The organism is Methyloligella halotolerans (assembly GCF_001708935.1).
Classification (GTDB): Bacteria; Pseudomonadota; Alphaproteobacteria; order Rhizobiales; family Methyloligellaceae; genus Methyloligella; species Methyloligella halotolerans.
This window is the reverse complement of sequence record NZ_MASI01000004.1, coordinates 138,783-157,336: the sequence shown is the minus strand read 5'-3', so window position 1 is coordinate 157,336 and position 18,554 is coordinate 138,783. Positions and strand designations below refer to the sequence as shown.

Annotated in this window: 15 protein-coding genes and 1 tRNA gene; 4 read left to right on the top strand and 12 right to left on the bottom strand. The window is 64.5% G+C overall.

Annotated features, from left to right (window positions below; genetic code table 11):
• Nucleotides 1-129 precede the first annotated feature (129 nt).
• The 9 genes from hisG to A7A08_RS09155 form a co-directional block, all read right to left on the bottom strand.
• Nucleotides 130-837 (bottom strand): ATP phosphoribosyltransferase, encoded by a 708-nt coding sequence (hisG, locus tag A7A08_RS09190; RefSeq protein ID WP_069095195.1) that lies wholly within the window; start codon nucleotides 835-837, stop codon nucleotides 130-132.
• Nucleotides 837-2,012 (bottom strand): ATP phosphoribosyltransferase regulatory subunit, encoded by a 1,176-nt coding sequence (locus A7A08_RS09185; RefSeq protein WP_069095194.1) that lies wholly within the window; start codon nucleotides 2,010-2,012, stop codon nucleotides 837-839. Before A7A08_RS09185 ends, hisG begins: the two co-directional genes overlap by 1 nt.
• A gap of 13 nt (nucleotides 2,013-2,025) precedes the next feature.
• Nucleotides 2,026-3,630 carry a histidine--tRNA ligase gene (hisS, locus tag A7A08_RS09180; RefSeq protein ID WP_069095193.1) on the bottom strand — a complete coding sequence of 535 codons (1,605 nt, stop codon included), beginning with the start codon at nucleotides 3,628-3,630 and terminating at the stop codon, nucleotides 2,026-2,028.
• A 106-nt stretch (nucleotides 3,631-3,736) separates the two neighbouring features.
• On the bottom strand, nucleotides 3,737-3,889 hold the full coding sequence (locus tag A7A08_RS16285) for a hypothetical protein (protein WP_169822977.1): 153 nt from the start codon (nucleotides 3,887-3,889) through the stop codon (nucleotides 3,737-3,739).
• Entirely contained in the window at nucleotides 3,871-5,730 is a 1,860-nt protein-coding gene (locus A7A08_RS09175) for a hybrid sensor histidine kinase/response regulator (protein ID WP_069095192.1), read from the bottom strand. The genes A7A08_RS16285 and A7A08_RS09175 overlap by 19 nt, the downstream gene beginning before the upstream one ends.
• A 192-nt stretch (nucleotides 5,731-5,922) precedes the next feature.
• Nucleotides 5,923-7,272 carry a glycolate oxidase subunit GlcF gene (glcF, locus tag A7A08_RS09170; protein ID WP_069095191.1) on the bottom strand — a complete coding sequence of 450 codons (1,350 nt, stop codon included), beginning with the start codon at nucleotides 7,270-7,272 and terminating at the stop codon, nucleotides 5,923-5,925.
• Between the two features lie 10 nt (nucleotides 7,273-7,282).
• Nucleotides 7,283-8,506 carry a glycolate oxidase subunit GlcE gene (gene glcE / locus A7A08_RS09165; protein ID WP_083226622.1) on the bottom strand — a complete coding sequence of 408 codons (1,224 nt, stop codon included), beginning with the start codon at nucleotides 8,504-8,506 and terminating at the stop codon, nucleotides 7,283-7,285.
• 3 nt (nucleotides 8,507-8,509) lie between these two features.
• Entirely contained in the window at nucleotides 8,510-9,946 is a 1,437-nt protein-coding gene (locus A7A08_RS09160) for an FAD-binding oxidoreductase (protein ID WP_069095190.1), read from the bottom strand.
• 72 nt (nucleotides 9,947-10,018) lie between these two features.
• Nucleotides 10,019-11,110, bottom strand: a complete 1,092-nt coding sequence (locus tag A7A08_RS09155) for a TRAP transporter substrate-binding protein (RefSeq protein WP_169822976.1) — start codon at nucleotides 11,108-11,110, stop codon at nucleotides 10,019-10,021.
• Nucleotides 11,111-11,432: 322 nt separating this feature from the next.
• Here A7A08_RS09155 and A7A08_RS09150 point away from each other — a divergent pair, with 322 nt between their 5' ends.
• The 3 genes from A7A08_RS09150 to A7A08_RS09140 are packed head-to-tail and all read left to right on the top strand — an operon-like array spanning nucleotide 11,433 to nucleotide 15,421.
• A complete protein-coding gene (locus A7A08_RS09150) occupies nucleotides 11,433-13,442 on the top strand; it encodes a polysaccharide biosynthesis protein (protein ID WP_069095188.1) in 2,010 nt (669 codons plus the stop codon).
• A gap of 27 nt (nucleotides 13,443-13,469) precedes the next feature.
• Entirely contained in the window at nucleotides 13,470-14,483 is a 1,014-nt protein-coding gene (locus A7A08_RS09145; RefSeq protein ID WP_069095187.1) for an MraY family glycosyltransferase, read from the top strand.
• Nucleotides 14,480-15,421: an NAD-dependent epimerase/dehydratase family protein gene (locus A7A08_RS09140; protein ID WP_069095186.1), complete on the top strand. Its 942-nt coding sequence runs from the start codon at nucleotides 14,480-14,482 to the stop codon at nucleotides 15,419-15,421. The genes A7A08_RS09145 and A7A08_RS09140 overlap by 4 nt, the downstream gene beginning before the upstream one ends.
• On the opposite strand, the gene A7A08_RS09135 is transcribed toward A7A08_RS09140, so the two are convergent.
• A complete protein-coding gene (locus A7A08_RS09135) occupies nucleotides 15,418-16,572 on the bottom strand; it encodes a glycosyltransferase family 4 protein (protein ID WP_169822975.1) in 1,155 nt (384 codons plus the stop codon). The two genes, A7A08_RS09140 and A7A08_RS09135, sit on opposite strands and share 4 nt — an antisense overlap.
• Before the next feature lie 154 nt (nucleotides 16,573-16,726).
• Here A7A08_RS09135 and A7A08_RS09130 point away from each other — a divergent pair, with 154 nt between their 5' ends.
• Entirely contained in the window at nucleotides 16,727-17,452 is a 726-nt protein-coding gene (locus A7A08_RS09130; protein WP_069095185.1) for a PRC-barrel domain-containing protein, read from the top strand.
• Between the two features lie 133 nt (nucleotides 17,453-17,585).
• Here the strand turns inward: A7A08_RS09130 and A7A08_RS09125 are convergent.
• Nucleotides 17,586-17,662, bottom strand: a tRNA-His gene (locus A7A08_RS09125).
• Between the two features lie 334 nt (nucleotides 17,663-17,996).
• On the bottom strand, nucleotides 17,997-18,506 hold the full coding sequence (locus tag A7A08_RS09120) for a phasin family protein (RefSeq protein ID WP_069095184.1): 510 nt from the start codon (nucleotides 18,504-18,506) through the stop codon (nucleotides 17,997-17,999).
• Nucleotides 18,507-18,554 lie beyond the last annotated feature (48 nt).

Genomic DNA, 18,554 nt, shown 5'->3' with positions numbered 1-18,554 from the left:
GGGCATATCCCGGCAATCCAGTAATCACCGCCGCTGCCGGAAGCGAGACTCCAGCCGCTCCTGGTTCCCTGCTTTCGCAGGGGTGAAGGCCGTGCGTGGCGAGGCCGGGTGTGAACCGGAGGGATCGCGCTAAAGCGCAGCCTTGAGCTTCGCGACAATCTCGTTGCGGCGGGCTTCGGCCGCACCGGACCAGTCGGCCTCCTTCGCGCCCAGCAGATGGGCCTGGGACGACAGGATCAGACCGTCGTCCAGCACCTTCAGATGATTGGCGCGCAAGGTTGTGCCGGTGGTCGTGATGTCCACGATCAGCTCGGCGGTCCCGGCGGCGGGGGTGCCTTCGGTGGCACCGACGCTCCCGACGATCCGGTAGCCGGATACGTTGTGCTTGGCGAAGAAGCGGCGCGTCAGATTGAAGTATTTCGTCGCGACCCGCAGGCGTCGCCCATGGGCGCGCGCGAATTGGGCAGCGACATCCTCAAGATCCGCCATGCCGGATACGTCGATCCAGCAATCGGGCACCGCCACCACCACGTCGGCCCGGCCAAAGCCGAGGGGCACCTCGAAGCTGACGCAGGCGTCCACATCGGGGATCGTCTCGCGGACCAGATCCTCGCCGGTGATCCCGAGATGGACGCGGCCGGCGCGCAGGTGGTGCACGATCTCGCTGGCAGACAGGAAGGCGACCTCGACATCGTCGAAGGCATCGAACGCGCCCGTGTAGCCGCGCTCGTGGCCGGTCTTGTGAAGGCCGAGGCCGGCCTTCTCGAACAGGTCGTCGGCCTGCTCCTTCAGACGGCCCTTGGAGGGCACGGCGACGGTGAGAACGGTATCGGCCATCAGTCCATCGCCTCCACGGCGGCCAGCAGCCTTTCGGTGTGAATGGCGCAGCCGATGGCGGGAAGGTCGTCGGGCGCTCCCAGCGCCTTCAGCAGCCCGTCATAGCGCCCTCCGCCGGCGATCTGGCTGCCGTCTTCGAGGGCCGGCACCTCGATCTGGAAGACGAGGCCAGAATAGTATTCGAGGTTGCGGCCGAAATCGCTGGCGAAGGTCGCACCTGAAAGCTCGAGCCCGTTCTCCCTGAAGCTGTCGAAGCGGCGGATCAGCCGGTCGAGGCTGTCGTCGAGATCGAGACCTGCGCCGCGGGCGATCATGGCGATACGGCCAACGCATTCTTCCGGACTGCCGGAGACGGCAAGGTAGTAGTCGATGACCGTTGCGATCTCCTTGGCGAGCGGCGGCGCTTCGAGATCGGCGGCGAAATCGAGCAGCGAATTCGTGATCTCGCTCAGGGAGCGGTTGCCCAGAAGCGGAAGATCGTTGTCGGCGAGATAGCGCTCCACCTGCTCCTCGGCGCGTGCGGTGTCGCCGAGATCAAGGGTCCGGGCGAAGCCGGCGATGGGGCTTTCGGCCTCGGGCCGTTCTCCCCGGCTCAGGCGGCGCAGAAGGGCGTGAAAGGCGGACGGCCGCCAGAAATAGTGGCCGAGCTTGCGGCGCCAGCGCTCAGGAATCTCCAGCTTTTCGATCAGAGCGAAGAACAGGCCGATATCGCCGAAGCGGAGCGAGAAGTCGCGCAAGCCGGCCTGCTGAACGGCAGCGGTTGCGAGCAGCACCATCTCGACATCGGCGGCGTCGCGGTCCGTAACACCGAAGGATTCGATGCCGGCCTGGCGGAATTCGCGCGGGCGAACGCGGCTGCGGCCGCCGGGCTGAAACCGGAAAGCCGGACCGTTATAGCAATAGCGCGCCTCCCGGTCCGCCTTGGGGTGGCGCTCCAGATAGAGCCGGGAGACAGGCACGGTGAGATCGGGGCGCAGGCAAAGCTCCTCCCCCGTCAGATCCGTAAAGACATAGGTCCGGCTGCGTAGGGCCTCGCCGATCTGATCGAGGAAGATATCCGCCGGCTGGAGGATGGCGGGCGCCACCTGCTCGTAGCCGGCGATCTTGAAGGTTTCGACCAGGGTGCCGGCCTGGGCCTCCAACGCCTCGAAGTTGATTGCGGATTCTGCGGCCATGGCGCGGGTCTCTCTAGGCGCTGCCGTAGCGGGCGAGGATGTCGCGCACGGCGCTCACGAGGTCGCTCTCAGGCACGGAAATCTGCGCCGGCCGCGCCTCGCGCCATTCGGCGTTGTCCTCGATCTCTTCGGAAAGCCGCGCGCCTTCGATGAGATCCTTGATGGTGATCTCGCCCTTCTCCAGCTCGTCCCCGCCCTGGATGACGACGCAGGGCGCGCCGCGCTTGTCGGCGTATTTCATCTGAGCCTTCATGCCGGAGCCGCCCAGATACATCTCCGCGCGGATGCCGGCCTGGCGCAGCTCGGTGGCCATGCGCTGATAGTCGGCGATGCGCTCCTTGTCGAAGACCGTGATGACGACGGGACCCAAGAGCCCTTCGCCTTCGGACTTCCCGAGGAGATCAAGGGCGTGACGCAAGCGTGAAACGCCAACGGAGAAACCGGTGGCCGGCACCTTCTGGCCGGTGAAGCGCTCGACGAGCCCGTCGTAGCGACCTCCCGCGCCGACCGAGCCGAAGCGGACGGGACGGCCTTTGTCATCGGTCGCCTCGAAGATCAGCTCGGCCTCGAAGACGGGGCCCGTGTAATATTCGAGCCCGCGGACGATGGAGGATGACAGTTGGATTCGTCGAGAGCCATAGCCCGACGAACGGAACAGCTGCAGCATCTCGCTGAGCTCTGCAACTCCTTCAAGGCCACGCTCTGAGTTTCCAACGGCATCTTGCCAAATTCTAAGAAGGGCATCCTGGTCGGGAAAGAATTTGTCGTTCCAAGCTTCGCTGCCCTCGGGCCGGTGTGGAAAGAGATCCTTACCAAGCACAGATTGTTCGTCATCCGTCGGGAGTTTAGCGTCCTTCTTATAACTCACCCAGGCTTCGGCTTCGCCACCTACTACATCCAAGACGAGTCTTATCTGTTCGTCGGAGAGGCCCGCTCCTTTTGTGTAGTCGCCGCTCTCGTCTCTGCGCCCCTCGCCCAGAAGCTGCCTCACACCGTCCCAGCCCAGCCTGTCGTATTTATCAACTGCACGGAGCACGGTGAGTCGCTGCTCGTCGGCAACCTCTGCTGCATCCAGCACACCATCCAGAACTTTGCGATTATTGACCTTCACAAGGTAATCACCCCGCGCAATTCCGAGCGCTTCCAGCGTATCGGCGGCGAGCATGCAGAGTTCGGCATCGGCCGCAACCGAGGGTGCGCCGACGGTGTCCGCGTCGAACTGGGTGAACTGGCGGAAGCGGCCCGGCCCCGGCTTCTCGTTCCGGAAGACCGGCCCGGTCTGATAGCGCCGGTAGGGGCGCGGCAGGTTCTGCTGGTTCGCGGCGACGAAGCGGGCGAGCGGCGCGGTCAGGTCGTAGCGCAGGGAGAGCCATTGCTCGTCCTCGTCCTGGAAGGAGAAGACGCCTTCGTTGGGACGGTCGGAATCGGGCAGGAACTTGCCCAGCGCCTCGGTGTATTCGATGGCCGGCGTCTCGAGGGGCTCGAAGCCGTAACGCTCGAAGACCTGGCGGATGCTCTCCACCATCTGCGCGGTTTTGCGGATCTCCGACGGCGAAACGTCCTGCAAGCCTTTCGGCAGGCGGGCCTCCGGTCGGGCCGGCTTGGAATTTTTGCTCATGAGAATCCGCTGAAACGACAAGGGCTCCGGCTGCCGGAGCTTCTGGCGCCGGGTTTAGCCCATCGGTTTCGGGCCAGCAAGCCAAGCGGAAATGAGAAAGGCCGTCTTACGTGTCCGTCTCGACGGCGGACAAGCGGCGCACTGTGGCCAGCAGCACCTCCGGCTTATAGGGCTTGTCCATATATTCGGTAATCTCGTCGGCCTCTGTTCCGACCACCGGACCGCTGCGGTCGTAGCCGGTCAGGAAGAGCACGCGCAAGCCGGGGCGCTGCGGCGCGCCTCGGCGACGAGCTCGTGACCGCTCATGCCGGGCAGTCCGATATCGGTGAGGAGGAGATCGATCTCCGAGTGCTTGTCGAGAAGCTGAAGCGCCTCCTCGGCGCCGGCGGCGTTCTGGACGGTCATGCCGTCCTTCTCCAGAATCTCGATGGTGGCGAGGCCGACCAGGAAATCGTCTTCCACGTAAAGGATGTTCAAAGCGTCGCCTTCCCCTTGGTTTTCCCCTTGGGATGCTCGGGCCGATCCTTTGGAAGCGTTTGGCGGACGGTGTTGTTCCTTGGCTTTTTTCGGCGCCCTGGTTCCGGCGGGCGTCTTGGGAAGGGGGCTCTTCTTGGCCTGGGGTTCGACGTCTTCGACGACGCCGGCCGGCAGGATCAGCTTGACGGTGGTGCCCTCTCCCACCCGGCTGGCGATCGATACGTCGCCGCCGATCTGCTGGGCCGCGCCATAGACCATGCTCAGGCCGAGGCCTGTCCCCTTGCCAAGCTCCTTGGTGGTGAAGAACGGATCGAAGGCGTGGGCCAGAACCTCTTCCGGCATGCCGTCTCCGGTATCGGTGACAGAGATGCAGATATAGGAGCCGGGCTTAACGCGGCTATCGCCTTCCAGCTCGCAATGCTCCGTCTTGATGGTGAGCACGCCGCCGTCGGGCATTGCATCGCAGGCATTCAAGGCGAGGTTGAGCACGCTGGTCTGAAGCTGGATCGGGTCGGTCTTAACCGCCATCACGCCGTCGTGCAGGTCGAGATCGAGCACGATATTCTCATGGGCCGAGCGCCGGACGAGACCTGCGATCTCCTCCACCGTCTTATTCACGTCAACAGTGACGAGGCGCATGGCCTGGCGGCGGGCGAAGACCATCATCTGACGCACGACGGCTCCGCCATCCTCTGCGGCCTGAAGTGCCGCCGCGATCTGGCGGCGCCCATGCTCGTCCAGTCCGGTGTTGGACTTCAGAACTTCGAGATTGCCAATGATCGCGGTCAGGAAATTATTGAAATCGTGGGCGACCCCGCCGGTGAGATGGCCGAGGGCCTCCATCTTCTGAGATTGATGAAGCTCTTCCCGAGCGTCTTCAAGGGCCTGGCGCGCCTTGCGCTGCTCGGAGATATCGCGGGTCACCTTGGCGAAGCCCAAGATGCGGTTCTCCTCATCACGGATGGGCTGGATCGTGACGTTGGCCCAGAAGGTACTGCCGTCCTTGCGAACGCGGATCCCTTCGGATTCGTATCGCCCCTTGCTCAGGGCCATGGCCAGCCCCTTTTGGGGCTTGTCCGCCTCCTGCTCTTCCGCCGTGTAGAACATGGAAAAGTGACGCCCCAGCACTTCGTGGGCCTTGTAGCCCTTGATGCGCTCGGCGCCCTTGTTCCAGTTCGTGATGCAGCCCTTGGTATCCAGCATGAAGATGGCGTAGTCGCTGACCGCGTCCACCAGCATGCGGAAGCGCCACTCGCTATCGAGCAGGGCCTGCTCGGCGGCGTGACGTTCGGAGATGTCGCGGGTGACTTTGGCGAAGCCGAGGAGGTTGCCCTCCTTGTCGCGAATGGCATCCAGGACCGTGAAAGCCCAGAACCGGCTGCCGTCCTTGCGGACGCGCCAGCCCTCTTCCTCGTAGCGCCCGGTGCGTTCGGCAATGCCGAGCCCGATGAGGGGCTTGCCTGCGGCCTGGTCCTCGGGGGTGAAGAATTGCGAGAAATGAAGGCCCAGGGCTTCGGAGATGGGGTAGCCCTTGATGGTCTCGGCACCCGCGTTCCAGCTCGAGATATAACCTTCGGTATCGAGCATGTAGATGGCGTAATCGACAACGGCATCAAGCAACATCTGGAGGCTGACCTCTTCCGTGCTCGAGCCCGCCTTTTGTGGACGATTTCTCATCGAAGGGCGCTAAACAATCTTCAGTCCAACTGTGTCAAAGTATGCTCTTACGCTCGGACGGTACGCGGTTAATAACGGGCTTGAATAGACAGGTCAAAAGGACGGATAGCCCCCTTCGGATCTTGCCGCGCTCGAAGTTCAGGCGCTTTCGGATTGAAGTAAGCTTTTGACCGGCTTTGCTCTTCCTTTCAACTGCTCGATATTCCCCGGGCATGGTCCTCCGGTCGCCCAGTCGAGCAATTCGACAGTATGGACGATCGGTGCGGAACTTCCCTGCATAAGCTGCGAGAGGCAGCCTATGTTCCCAGTCGCCACGACATCGGGAGCGACGGATGCGATGTGGCCACATTTCCGGTCCCGAAGCTCGGCGGAAATCTCCGGTTGCATCAAGCTGTAGGTGCCGGCAGAGCCGCAGCAGAGATGGTTCTCAGGCAGGTCCACGACGCGGAATCCGGCCTGGGTGAGGAGCTCGCGGGGCTCCGCGTCGATGCCCTGGCCGTGCTGCAAGGAGCATGGCGACTGATAGGCGACGGTGAGATTGGTCCAGACGCTGGGCGCGGCGAGGCCGACCTTCACCATGAACTCCGAGATATCCTGGGCAAGGTAGGCGACCTCGGCGGCGCGCTCCGCATAACCCTGGTCGCCGGCGAGCAGCGTGCCGTAATCCTTCAGCATCGTGCCGCAGCCCGAGGCTGTGACGAGGATCGCATCCAGGGGCCGCTCGCGCATCTGCTCTGACCAGGCATCGATATTGCGGCGCGCCTTCTCAAGCGCGCCTTCGTCCCGGCCGAGATGGTGCTCCAGGGCGCCACAGCAGAACTGATCGTCGATGAAGACCACCTCGACGCCGTGGCGCTCCAGCAGGCGCACCGCGGCATCGTTGATCGAGGGCGCGAGGTTCTCCTGCACGCATCCGCGGAGCATGGCGACCCGGGCGACGCGGACCCGGTGGGCGGCATCGGCATCGCGCCGGACGGGTACGGTCAGACGCGGGAAGCTTCTCGGCACCATATCGAGCGCGGCGACGGCGCCCTTGAGGTTCAGCGTCTTCAAGACTGGCGTCAGCGGTTTGGCCATCCAGCCGGCCAGGAGCAGAAAGCGGAAGCGCCTTGGATCGGGCAGGGCTCGTGCAAGCGCCCAGCGCTTCAGCCGCTCGTGCCAGGGACGCTTTACGGTGTCGTTGATCCGGGCGCGGGCGAGGTCGACCAGATGCATGTAATCCACCCCGCTCGGACAGGTGGTCATGCAGGACAGGCAGGTGAGGCAGCGGTCGAGATGGGTGACGACGGGTTCGGTGACCTCGCCGCTCTCGAACATCTCCTTCATCAGATAGATGCGGCCGCGCGGGGAGTCCCGTTCGTCGCCTCCCAGAACATAGGTCGGACAGGTGGCGGTGCAGAAACCGCAATGGACGCAGCGGCGCAGGATATCGTCGGCGGCGACGATGTCGGGGTCGTGCAGTTGGCGAAGGGTGAAGTTGGTCTGCATGGCCGTTCGGTCAGACTCCGGAATACATGCGTCCGGGATTGAGGATGCCCGCGGGATCGAAGCTGGCCTTCAGGGCGCGGGTGATTTCCATGAGCCGCATTTCCAGCGGCTGAAACACGTCGGCGCTGGCTCGGATGCCCGGCTCGGCCCTGACGAGGGTCGCGTAGCCGCCGAAATCGGCCAGGATCCGTCGCAACTCCACCGCATTGGCATCGGAGGTCGCCCCGGTCTCCAGCCAGATTTGACCGCCCGACCAATCGTAAAGGGCCTTGAGATCGATGGTATGGCGCAAGGCCGCCACGAGATCCGCCGCGCGGGACGGCGCGGTGGAAATCCGCCATAAGGGCCGGCCGGCGGATTGTAAAGGTCTCACCTGGCGGATGTCCGACCAGAAGCGGCGGGAGCGGTCGCCGGAAAGCTCCGTCAAATCGGAGAAGGCGGCGAATTTCTGCTTCAGCTTGGCCGCCCGGTAGCGGACCGCACCTTCGAAGCCTTCCACCCGCAGCGCCGTCACCGACTCAGCGCGCTCCCGCAGGGGCTTGTCGGAGAGGCCGGCCGCGAGTCCTGGCTGGAGATGGGCGGCGCCGGATACCTCGAACGGGCTGCCCATGGCCTTGCAGAGCAGCTCGATCGCAGCCGCCTCGGGCACGTCGAAGAAGAGCAGTGTGGAGGATTGCTCCGGCTTGGGGAGCACCTTCATGGTGATCTCGGTCAGCACGCTCAGGGTCCCGCAGGAGCCGGTGAGAAGCTTGCTGAGATCGTATCCGGTGACGTTCTTCATGACCCGGCCGCCGGCCTTGAAGGCCTCGCCCCGGCCGTTCACCGCTTTCACGCCCAAGATGTGATCGCGGGCGGCGCCCGAGAGCACGCGACGGCTGCCAGAAAGACCTGTGGCGAAGACGCCGCCGATGCTGCCCTCCCCCGGCTTGCCGCCGAGCACGGGCGGCAAATCGAAAGGCTCAAAAGCGAGCTGCTGGCCGTTCTCGTCGAGCAGCTTCTCGATCTTCGCGAGCGGCGTTCCGGAGCCGGCGGACAGCACCAGCTCGCTGGGCTCATACAAAGTGATTTCGTCGAACTTCTCGGTGCTGACCACGGCAGCGGTCTGGACCGGGCGGCCATAGCCGAGCTTCGAGCCCAGGCCGCGCACTTCCACAGGCAGCCCCTCCTGGGCATAGCCGAGAAGCAGATCGGCCAGATCCTCGACCGTCTCCGGAGCGTGAAAGCGTGGCTGCATGGATTACAAAAGCTCGCGGGCCGACAAGGGGAAGACCTTGGCCGGATTGAGCTGCCAGTCGGGGTCGAAGACGCTCTTGACGCGCATCATCTGGACGAGGTCGGCCTCAGTATACTGGAACGGCATCAGATCGCGCTTCTCGATGCCGACGCCATGCTCGCCGGTGAGGCAGCCGCCAAGCTCGACGCAGACCTTGAGAATCTCCGCCCCGCAAGCCTCGGCCCTAGCGAGTTCGTCCTCCTCGTTGGCATTGTAGAGGATCAGGGGATGGAGGTTGCCGTCGCCGGCATGGAAGATATTCGCGACGTCGAAGCCGTAGGCCCGGCAAAGCTCCGCGACCCGCAACAGCGCTTCGGGGAGGCGCGACAACGGGATGACGCCATCCATGCAGAAATAGTCCGAGAGCTGGCCGATGGCGCCGAAAGCGGATTTGCGGCCCTTCCAGATGGCGGCGCTTTCCTCGGCGCTCTGGCTGATGCGCTTGTGCTGCAGCTCGTGATCTTCGGCGATCTCGGCGATGCGCTCCAGGAGAAGCGCGACCTCTTCTTCGGAGCCTTCGACCTCCACGATCAGGATCGCTTCCACATCGAGGGGGTAGCCGGCATTGGCGAAGTTCTCGCAGACATGGATTGCCGGCTTGTCCATGAATTCGATGGCGACGGGCACGATGCCCGCGCCGATGATGGCGGCGACGCAGGCGCCGGCGGCTTCCGACGATGGGAAGCCCAGCAGCATGGGGCGGGCGATCTCGGGCATCTTGATAATGCGGACCGTAGCCTCGGTGACGATGGCGAGTTGGCCTTCGGAACCCACCATGAGACCCATGAGATCGTAACCGGGCTGATCGAGATAATCGCCGCCGAGCTCGATCACCTCGCCGTTCACCAGCACCAGCTTGAGGCCCAGGATGTTGTTCACGGTCACGCCGTATTTCAGGCAGTGGGCGCCGCCGGAATTCATGGCGATATTGCCGGCGAGGGTGCACGCAAGCTGGCTGGACGGGTCCGGCGCATAGAAGAAGCCGCGCGGCGCGACCGCTTGCGAGATGGCGAGATTGGTGATGCCGGATTCGACCTGGGCGACGCGGTTATCCTCGTCGATCTTCAGCATGCGATTCATGCGCGAGATGCAGACCACGATGGAGTCTTCGGACGGCAGCGCACCGCCGGAGAGCGAGGTGCCGGCGCCCCGGGCAACGACCTTGATGTCGTTCTCCCAGCAATAGGCCATGATGGCGCTCACGGCCTCGGTGCTGCCGGGCAGCGCGACAGCCAGCGGCATGCAGCGATAGGCGGTCAGCGCGTCGGTCTCGAAGGTGCGACGGCCCTCCTCGTCGGTGATGAACACCGTGTCGGGGACGCGCTTCTTCAACTGCTTCAAGATCTCGTCCCGGCGCGACATGACGGCGGGATCGGGCTGCAAAATCGCAGGATGGGCCATGGGTCGGTTTTCGCCTATTCAATGGGCGCGGGCCAGCTTTCTTTTGGGGGTTTCCGGATTTTTCGGAGAGCATCAGGGACGGTCCGCAGCGTCCTCCTCCCCGTCGTCTTCCGGAGGCGTGCTCGCGGTCAGCGGTTCGGCGGCTGCGCCTTGCGGTCCGGAGAGCCCCGGCGCCTGCCGAGCCCGGAAGGCTCTCAGATCGTCGAAGACCTCGGCGAAAAAGGCATCCTGGCGGGCTTGGTCGTTGGCGATCTCCTCCCAGCTACGATGGAAGGCCTCCAGCAGCGGGGTCGGCCAGGTCTTGATCTCCACCCCCTCCGCGGCAAAGCCCTTCAGAGCCTCACTGGCGTGGACCGGGTTCTCGGCCATGGTCCGCAGCAGGGTCGCGTCGCAGGCGGTCTCGATCCAGCTCTGCTGCCGGTCGCTCAGGGCGCTCCAGCGGTCCTTATTGATGAGAAGCTCCATCACCGTTTCCGGCTGATGCCAGCCCGGCACATAGATGTATTTCGCGATCTTGCCGAGATGGGCTTCCGCATCCACGGCGGGCGGATAGAACTCCGCCGCATCGATCTTGCCGCTTTCGAAGGCCTGCTCGAGCTCGCTTCCCGGCACCAGGGCCGGCACCGCGCCCAGACGGCGCATCACGAGCCCGCCCTGACCGAAGATGCGCATGCGCAGCCCGTCGATATCGGCGACCGTTTGAAGCGGTTTGGCGAACCAGCCCGAGGTCTCCGCTCCAGCGAAAGCACAGGGCAGGACATGCACCGAAAGCCCCGCGTCGTCGTACATCTTCTGATAGAGCTTCAGCCCGTTGCCGCCTCGAAACCAGGCGGCGTAGCCAGGGGCGTCCGGTCCGAAGGGAAAGCCTGCAAACAGGGACGCCGCCGGAAAGCGATCCGCCCAAAAGCTCGCCTTCGAGAACGCGGCATCGACCTTACCGCTGGAGACGGCGTCGAGCAGCTCCTGTGGCGCCGGTCCCTCTCCGGGCTGCAGGATCGAGATGCGGAGGGTCTTACCCGACAGCTGTTGGGTGAGGAGGGCCCAGTCCCTGGCAGGCTTTCCGAGCCCCGGAAGATGGGTGCCGTAGAGCACCGGCATGGTGAGATGGATCGATTCCGTCGGCTGCGCGGAGGCCTGGAACGGCCCGCACAGTATCCCAGCCATCGTGATTGCCGGCGCCAGCAGCGCGGCGATGCGACGCCGGGGCGCCGCAAACGGCTTGCGCAAATCTAAGCGAGATCGGGCCGGCATCGCCTCCTCCCCCTCTGGACTCCCGTCGGCGCGCGGTTCGGCCTAAACCGTACATCGTCCCGCGCCTGTTTCGCTACCCGGGCGGGGCAGTTGCCAACGTCTATTCGCAGGACGTCCGACTGACGCAAAGCCGCGCAGAGCTGGAATTTGCTCTTGCCCCTTCCGCGATTGCTTTATGGTCCTGTTGCAGGCATGTAAGGCCTGAAACTGGGATTTTAGCCATTATGGGCCAGGGATGACGGCCGACGAACCGAAAGCTGCGCATCAGGGTGCTCGGCCGCGCCGCCTGCTGGGGCGGTTCTCGTCCTGGATGGTCGAGCGACCGCGCTGGTTCAAGCGCTGCCTGCTTGTCGTCAACGACGTCGTCATGCTCAGCCTGGCGCTTTGGGGCGCCTATTCGCTGCGTCTGAGCGAGCTCTACATCCCCGATACGCCGACGCTCTGGCTGCTCTTCATCTCCGCGCCGGTCATCGGGGTGATCACCTTCTACGCCCGCGGGCTCTACAAGCTCGTTACGCGGTTCATCGGGCAGGAAGGTACGACTCGAATCTATCTCGCGGTCATCCTGGCGGTGCTGTTCTGGGCGCTGTTGGTGCTGATGCTCTCGCCGACGCCCCATCCACGTTCCGTCATCATCATCTACGGGCTGATCGCCGCCGGCCTGATCCGCCTGAGCCGGCAATGGGCCGGCTCCTCCCTGCTGCGATCGCTTCCCAATCACCGGGGGGTCAGCTTCGACCAGCGGCCGCGGGTGGTTATCTACGGTGCCGGACCGACCGGCGTGCAGCTGCTGCGGGCGCTGAACGAAGCGGAGATGCACAAGACGGTCGCCTTCGTCGATCCGGATCCCAGCCTGCACGGCCAGTACATTCACGGCGTCCGTGTCATCAGCCAGGAGAAGCTGCCGAAGATCATCACCCGCGAAGGGGTCCACGAGGTGATGCTCGCCCTGCCCCATGCGCGGCGCAGCCAGCGCCGGGAGGCGCTTGCGGCGCTGGAGCCCTTTCCCGTCGAGGTGAAGACGGTGCCCGATCTGGAGGCGATCGCCTCGGGCCGGGTCGAAATCAGCGATCTCCGTCCGATCGACGTGGAAGACCTGCTGGGCCGCGATCCCGTCGCTCCGGATACGGAGCTGATCGCCGGCCATGTCCGCGACAAGGTCGTGATGATCACGGGCGCTGGCGGCTCCATCGGTTCGGAGCTGACGCGGCAGCTGCTCACCTACGAGCCCAAGACATTGATCCTCTTCGAGCTGTCCGAGGTCGCGCTGTACGAGATCTCCATGGAGATCGAGGCGATCCAGCAGAAGCGTGGCGGAGCGATCAGCCAGACCCGGGTCGTCACGGTGCTGGGCTCGATCCTCGACCGCCGGCTGGTCAACCGCACCATCGCCGAGTACGACGTCGAGGTGATCTATCACGCGGCGGCCTACAAGCATGTGCCGATCGTGGAGATGAACGCCTTCGCCGGAATCCAGAACAACACGTTCGGCACCCTGGCGCTCGCCGAAGAGGCGCTGGAGCTGGGGGTGGAGCGCTTCGTGCTCATTTCCTCGGACAAGGCCGTCCGACCGACCAATGTGATGGGGGCGAGCAAGCGGCTTTCGGAGTTGATCCTGCAAGCCATTTCGGAAGAGCGCCCCGGCTCGACCATCTTCACCATGGTGCGGTTCGGCAATGTGCTGGACTCCTCCGGCTCCGTCGTCCGGCGGTTTCGCAACCAGATCGAACAGGGCGGCCCGATCACGGTCACCCATCCGGAGATCATCCGCTATTTCATGTCGATCCCCGAGGCCGCGCAGCTTGTGATCCAGGCGGGCGCCATGGCCGCGGGCGGCGAGGTGTTCGTGCTCGACATGGGGACGCCGGTGAAGATCGCCGATCTGGCCCGCACCATGGTCCGGCTATCGGGCCTGCAGGTGCGCGACGAGGCCAATCCCGAGGGCGACATCGCCATCGAATATTGCGGCCTGCGGCCGGGCGAGAAGCTCTACGAGGAACTGCTGCTCGGGGAGAACACCACGGGCACGAGCCATACGCGCATCTTCAAGACCCACGAGCCGGTGCTGCCCCTGGAGGAGCTGGAGACGACGCTGGAGAAGCTCGACGACGCCATGCAGCGTCACGACGAGCCCGACCTTCAGGAGTTGCTCCGCACCACGGTTGAAGGGTACGACCAGTCCGGCGCGAGCCATACTCTCTCCACCCTGCCCGATTGGCCCGCCGCCTCGCGCACGGTCCACTAGGCGCATCTCGCTCGATCCGGTTTCGTCATGGCAGAGGAATTCTTGCTCTCGGTCGTCGTGGTGACAGTCTGCGCACTGCTGACCGCCGGACTGATCGTGCTGCTGACCCCGACCCTGAACCGGCATTTCCTGGCCATTCCCAACGATCGCTCCTCCCATGGCGAGCCTGTTCCGCAAGGCGCCGGCCTGGCGATGATGGGCGCGATGCTGGTGGTCTATCTCGCGCTCTGGATGCTCGGGCACCTGGAGGCCGATCCGCCCTGGCCGCTGCCTGTGCTGGCCGGCGCGGTGTGGCTGACGGTTCTGGGTGCCTTGGACGACGCCTCGGACCTTCCCGTGCTCTGGCGGCTCGCCGGCCAGGCCGCGGCGGCGATTGCCGTGGTCTTCAACCTCCCGGACGGATTTCATATCCTGCCGGACCTTCTGCCCCTGGCTGTCGAACGCACCCTCCTCGTCATCGGCATCATGGCGTTCATCAACGCGGTGAACTTCCTGGACGGGATCGACTGGATCACCGCGGCGCAGACCGTCCCCATGACAGCGGCGGTGATCGTGATGGCCTGGCTCGGTCCCGTGCCGCAGAATGTCGGTCTGATGGCGCTGGTCCTGCTGGGGGCCACCATCGGCTTTGGGATCTTCAATAAGCATCCGGCGCGCATCTTTCTCGGCGATGCGGGCAGCCTGCCCCTCGGGCTCCTGCTGGCGTGGATGCTGATCTTTGTCGCCCGCGCCGATATCGCGGCCGCGCTGTTGCTGCCGCTCTACACCCTTGCCGATACCGGCGTGACCCTCGTCCGCCGTGCGCGCAATGGGGAAGCGCTCTGGGTGGCGCACCGATCCCATTTCTACCAGCGCGCCCTGAGCCTCGGCTTCAAGGCGCCCGACATCACGCTCCGGGTCTTCCTGCTTGGATGCCTGCTCGCCGCACTTTCCGTCGCCGCGGTCGAGATTGAGAGCGTCGCCGGCGATCTTGCGCTCCTCGCCACGGGGGTAGCGGCAACCGCCTATCTTCTCCGCCATCTCGAAAGAGGCCGCGCATGATGCGAACCGTTCTCGTCACCGGCGCCTCGGGTTTCGTCGGCCGTCAACTCGTGCCTGCCTTGCGGGATTCGGGCTGGACGGTCCGGGCCGCATGCCGAGACCCGAAAATTCTCGAATCCATTGATGCGATCGAGACCGTCGCCCTGCCGGATCTCGGCGAACCGGTGGATTGGGCGCCGCTGCTGGACGGTATGACCCACGTGGTGCATCTCGCCGGCGTCGCCCATGTTCCCGTATCGGAGGAAGACGCACGCTACGACCGGATCAATACCGGCTCCGTCGCAGCACTCGGCGAGGCCGCCAAGGCGGCGAACGTTCAGCGGGCGGTGCTGATGTCTTCGGTGCGGGCCCAGGTCGGACTGTCGGCGGACCATCCGATCACCGAGGCCGACGATCCCCAGCCGACCGACCCCTATGGGCGCTCGAAGCTCGCGGCGGAAGCGGCTCTGAAGGCGAGCGGTGTGGAATACACCATCCTCCGGCCGGCGGTGGTCTACGGGCCGGGGGTGAAGGGCAATATCGCCTCCCTCGCCTCTCTGGCGCGGACGCCGATGCCGCTCCCCTTCGACGGGCTGAAGAACCGCCGGTCGCTCCTGGCGATCGAGAACCTTATAGCGGCGGTGGAGCTGGCGCTGACGGACGAGGCTGCGCGCAACGAGACGTTCCTCGTAGCCGACAAGGATCCGATCAGCGTCGCGGGCCTCGTGTCGGCCATGCGCGAAGGGCTCGGACGCCAGCCCCATCTCGTCGGCATGCCCTTGGGCGCAGTGAAGCGCATCATGAAATCCTTCGGGCGCGAAGCGGATTGGGATCGCATCTCCGGCAACTTCATGATCGACAGCAGCAAGCTGCAGGGAATCGGGTGGGATCCAAAGATCGAGACCCGCGAGGGCATCATGGCGATGATGGCGGCCGAAGGCGCGACACAGAAGCTTTAACTTGCCGTCCGCTTGTTCGCGTTCTCGCCGTCGAGGATGTCGCGATAAAGCGCGACGATCTCCTGCCCGATGGCGTCAGCCGAGAATTTCTCCTCCACGAGGTTGCGGGCGTTGGCGCCGAGGCGCTCACGCAGATCCGCATCCTTCGCCATGCGGTCCAGGGCGGCGGCAAGCGCGGGCGGATCGTCAGGCGGGACCACGATCGCGGTCTTACCGTCGATGGCGATCTCGCGGCTCCCGGGAACGTCGGTGGCAACCATGGGCCGACCGCAGGCCGCCGCTTCCAGAAGCGACTTGGGAAGCCCCTCCCCGCCGCTCGATGCAAGCACGGCGAAGTGAGCCTGCTTCCAGACCTCGCGGACATCGTCGACATGACCGAGCCAATCGATGCAGAAGGCGGACGCGAATTCGGTGAGCTGTTCCGGCGCGAGGGAGCCCGGGTTTTCCGGATCGCACCTTCCGGCGAGCAGCAAGCGGAAGCTGGGCTCGGGGTCTCCGAGGGTTGCATAGGCCTCGATCAGCGTGGGGACGCCCTTGATGGCGAGCATGCGCCCGACATAGGCCGCGGTCACCGGCTCCGGCGGCACGGGCAGCGGCACGAGGGTCTCGGTCTCGACGCCGGATCCCGGAATCAGCACGATGCGGTCCTTCGCCACGCCGAGGTCTTCGACCAGCTTCGCGTCATCGGGGTTCTGGACCACGGTCCAGCTTCTGTCGCGGCAAAGCAGCCAGCCGAGCATGCCGGCGATCAGCGGCTTGGTGAACTGAACGCGGCGGTCCTTGTCGGTGAAGACAGCGCCGCGCCCGGTGAGGCCGTTGACCACACGCTCCTGCCCGGACATCAGGGCCGCGAGGCCGCCCACGAGAATCGGCTTCATCGCCACGTTGTGGAGGATCGCCGGCTGGAGCTCGCGGAGGAGAGCCCGAAGACCGAAAGCGGACTTCACAAGGTCTATGGGCGAGAACGAGCCGCGCTTCAGAGGCAAATGGTGAGGGATGAAACCCTCGGCGCGGATGGCGTCCTCACCCTCGTTCAACCGGGTGGCGACATGCACCTCGAAACCGGCGTCGCGCGCCGCCCGCGCCATGGGGAGGCGATGGGAGAGGAAGTACCAATCCTCGGTGACGGCGAAGAGAATCCGCTGTTGCATAGACTGGTTCATCCCGCGAAGCGCCGCGTCGCGCAAGAGGTTTGGTGGGCTTCTGCAACCGGCGGCGATGATCCGGTCGCGACGCCATTGTCATGGAACGCCTGTAGAAGCCCGGCGTTGAGACGCCTGACTGTTTTCACCAAAGGAGGAGACCATGAAGAAGCTTCTTTCGTCGACCGCGATCGCCCTGCTGATGACCAGCGGCGTGGCGTTCTCCGCGCATGCGCAAGACGACATGACCGCAGAGAAGCCCGCGGGCGAAGCCAAGATGGAAGCCCCGGCAAAGAACGATGAGGCGAAAACCACGGTCAAAGAGGCGGAAACGACCGTGACCCTCCTCAAGACGCTGCCGGAGAATTCCCGGCCGATCAGCGAGTACTATCAGGAGCCCGTCTACGATCCGGACGACAATCAGGTCGGCGACACCAACGATCTCCTCATCGACGAGAGCGGCAAGGTTACGACTGTGATCATCGGCGTCGGTGGCTTTCTCGGTGTCGGCGAGAAGAATGTCGCCATTCCGTTCGACGCGCTGGAGCTGACCGAGACGAAGGACGGCGAATCCCAGCTCACCCTCAACGCCACCAAGGGCGCTCTCGAGCAGGCCCCGGGCTACAAGTTCGATGCCGAGGCTCAGGCCTGGGTGCCGGCCACCGAGGAACGCCAGGAAGAGGCGGCCGAGGAAGAAAAAGAGCAGAACAAGGAAGCCGCCAAAGACGGCGCTATGAGCGACGAGACCATGACGGACGAGAAGGCCGACGAGCCGATGGCGGGCGAAGAGCCGGCCGATGCCGACATGAAGTCGAAAGATTCCGGCGCTATGAACGACGAGAGCGCCAAGGAACCGATGGCCGACGAGGAGCCGGCCGAAGAGAAGTAGCTCTTCCGGTTTCACAGGAGACCGCAAGTCTCCCCCCAAGATGCAAAAAGGGCCGGATCGATCCGGCCCTTTTTCATTGCTTGGGTGGTCGGTGGATTCCCAATTTGGCTTCGGCACGACGTGCCAACCGAAGTGGTACCGCTGACTGGATTCGAACCAGTGACCTCTTGATCCACAATCAAGCGCTCTAACCAACTGAGCTACAGCGGCCCAAGCTCGGCATGTCCTTGGAAGGTGCGAAACCTAGGCGCTGAGGCGGCTGCTGGCAAGCGTCGTTGCGCCGCTTCCTGCAGGAATTTTAGGGCGCCTCGCCGAGAGCCCGGAGAGGCCTTCCTTCGAAGGCCGCCGGCGAACAAGAAAAAGGCCCGAGCGAAGGACTCGGACCTCAACAAACACAGGTATAGATCGCTTCGTGCTGGGCCTCCCGCGGCCGACATGACGGCCCGAGCGGATGGCTTGCGCAGACGGCTCAGACGAACGGCCTGCATTTGCCGCCACGGCCGGCATTTCGCACCGGCGGTTCCGCGATCTGTTGTTAGACGGCTTATGCGCCCGGCATCTTCTCGAAGCTGCGCGAGAACTGGGTCTTGATCGGCTCGGACGCGTCCTCGGCCATCTTCGTCGAAAGGGCGCGAATCTGGCCGGCCTGATCGGACAAGGTCGCGAACTGCTTCTGCATGAAGGCGGACTGCATCTTGGCGACTTCCGAGAAATCCTTGGCCTCGGTCAGCTTCTTGGCGAAGTCGAAGCTCGAGTTCATGTTGGACTGGCACATCTCAAGCAGCTTCTGCTGAAACGCCGCGGCGCCCTGGCCATAGGCATCGAAGGATTTCTCCCAGGCCTGGACCGTCTCTTCCATGTTGCCCTTGGCCATCTCGTAAGATTCCCGGGTCTGGGCCACGGCCTTTTCCGCCATGGCACGCATGCCTTCCGGGAGACCGCTCTCGAAGGACGACGCGGCACGGGAGGCGGCATCTTCCATCTTTTCCGTGGTTTCCTCAGCCATATGCTTGACGTCTTCTGCTGCATCCTGCGGGGTATAGGAATCGCTCATATCGGGTACCTCCTGGGTTTGAAGGGTCAGCCGGCCCGAGGGCGAACC

What these genes read in the sequence shown, in the direction of transcription:
- hisG (WP_069095195.1), bottom strand. Translation starts at nt 837, where the DNA reads ATGGCCGATACCGTTCTCACCGTCGCCGTGCCCTCCAAGGGCCGTCTG.
- A7A08_RS09130 (WP_069095185.1), top strand. Translation starts at nt 16,727, where the DNA reads ATGAAGAAGCTTCTTTCGTCGACCGCGATCGCCCTGCTGATGACCAGC.
- A7A08_RS09135 (WP_169822975.1), bottom strand. Translation starts at nt 16,572, where the DNA reads ATGCAACAGCGGATTCTCTTCGCCGTCACCGAGGATTGGTACTTCCTC.
- A7A08_RS09155 (WP_169822976.1), bottom strand. Translation starts at nt 11,110, where the DNA reads ATGGCTGGGATACTGTGCGGGCCGTTCCAGGCCTCCGCGCAGCCGACG.
- hisS (WP_069095193.1), bottom strand. Translation starts at nt 3,630, where the DNA reads ATGAGCAAAAATTCCAAGCCGGCCCGACCGGAGGCCCGCCTGCCGAAA.
- A7A08_RS09140 (WP_069095186.1), top strand. Translation starts at nt 14,480, where the DNA reads ATGATGCGAACCGTTCTCGTCACCGGCGCCTCGGGTTTCGTCGGCCGT.
- glcF (WP_069095191.1), bottom strand. Translation starts at nt 7,272, where the DNA reads ATGCAGACCAACTTCACCCTTCGCCAACTGCACGACCCCGACATCGTC.
- A7A08_RS09120 (WP_069095184.1), bottom strand. Translation starts at nt 18,506, where the DNA reads ATGAGCGATTCCTATACCCCGCAGGATGCAGCAGAAGACGTCAAGCAT.
- A7A08_RS09185 (WP_069095194.1), bottom strand. Translation starts at nt 2,012, where the DNA reads ATGGCCGCAGAATCCGCAATCAACTTCGAGGCGTTGGAGGCCCAGGCC.
- glcE (WP_083226622.1), bottom strand. Translation starts at nt 8,506, where the DNA reads ATGCAGCCACGCTTTCACGCTCCGGAGACGGTCGAGGATCTGGCCGAT.
- A7A08_RS09175 (WP_069095192.1), bottom strand. Translation starts at nt 5,730, where the DNA reads ATGTTGCTTGATGCCGTTGTCGATTACGCCATCTACATGCTCGATACC.
- A7A08_RS09150 (WP_069095188.1), top strand. Translation starts at nt 11,433, where the DNA reads ATGACGGCCGACGAACCGAAAGCTGCGCATCAGGGTGCTCGGCCGCGC.
- A7A08_RS09160 (WP_069095190.1), bottom strand. Translation starts at nt 9,946, where the DNA reads ATGGCCCATCCTGCGATTTTGCAGCCCGATCCCGCCGTCATGTCGCGC.
- A7A08_RS09145 (WP_069095187.1), top strand. Translation starts at nt 13,470, where the DNA reads ATGGCAGAGGAATTCTTGCTCTCGGTCGTCGTGGTGACAGTCTGCGCA.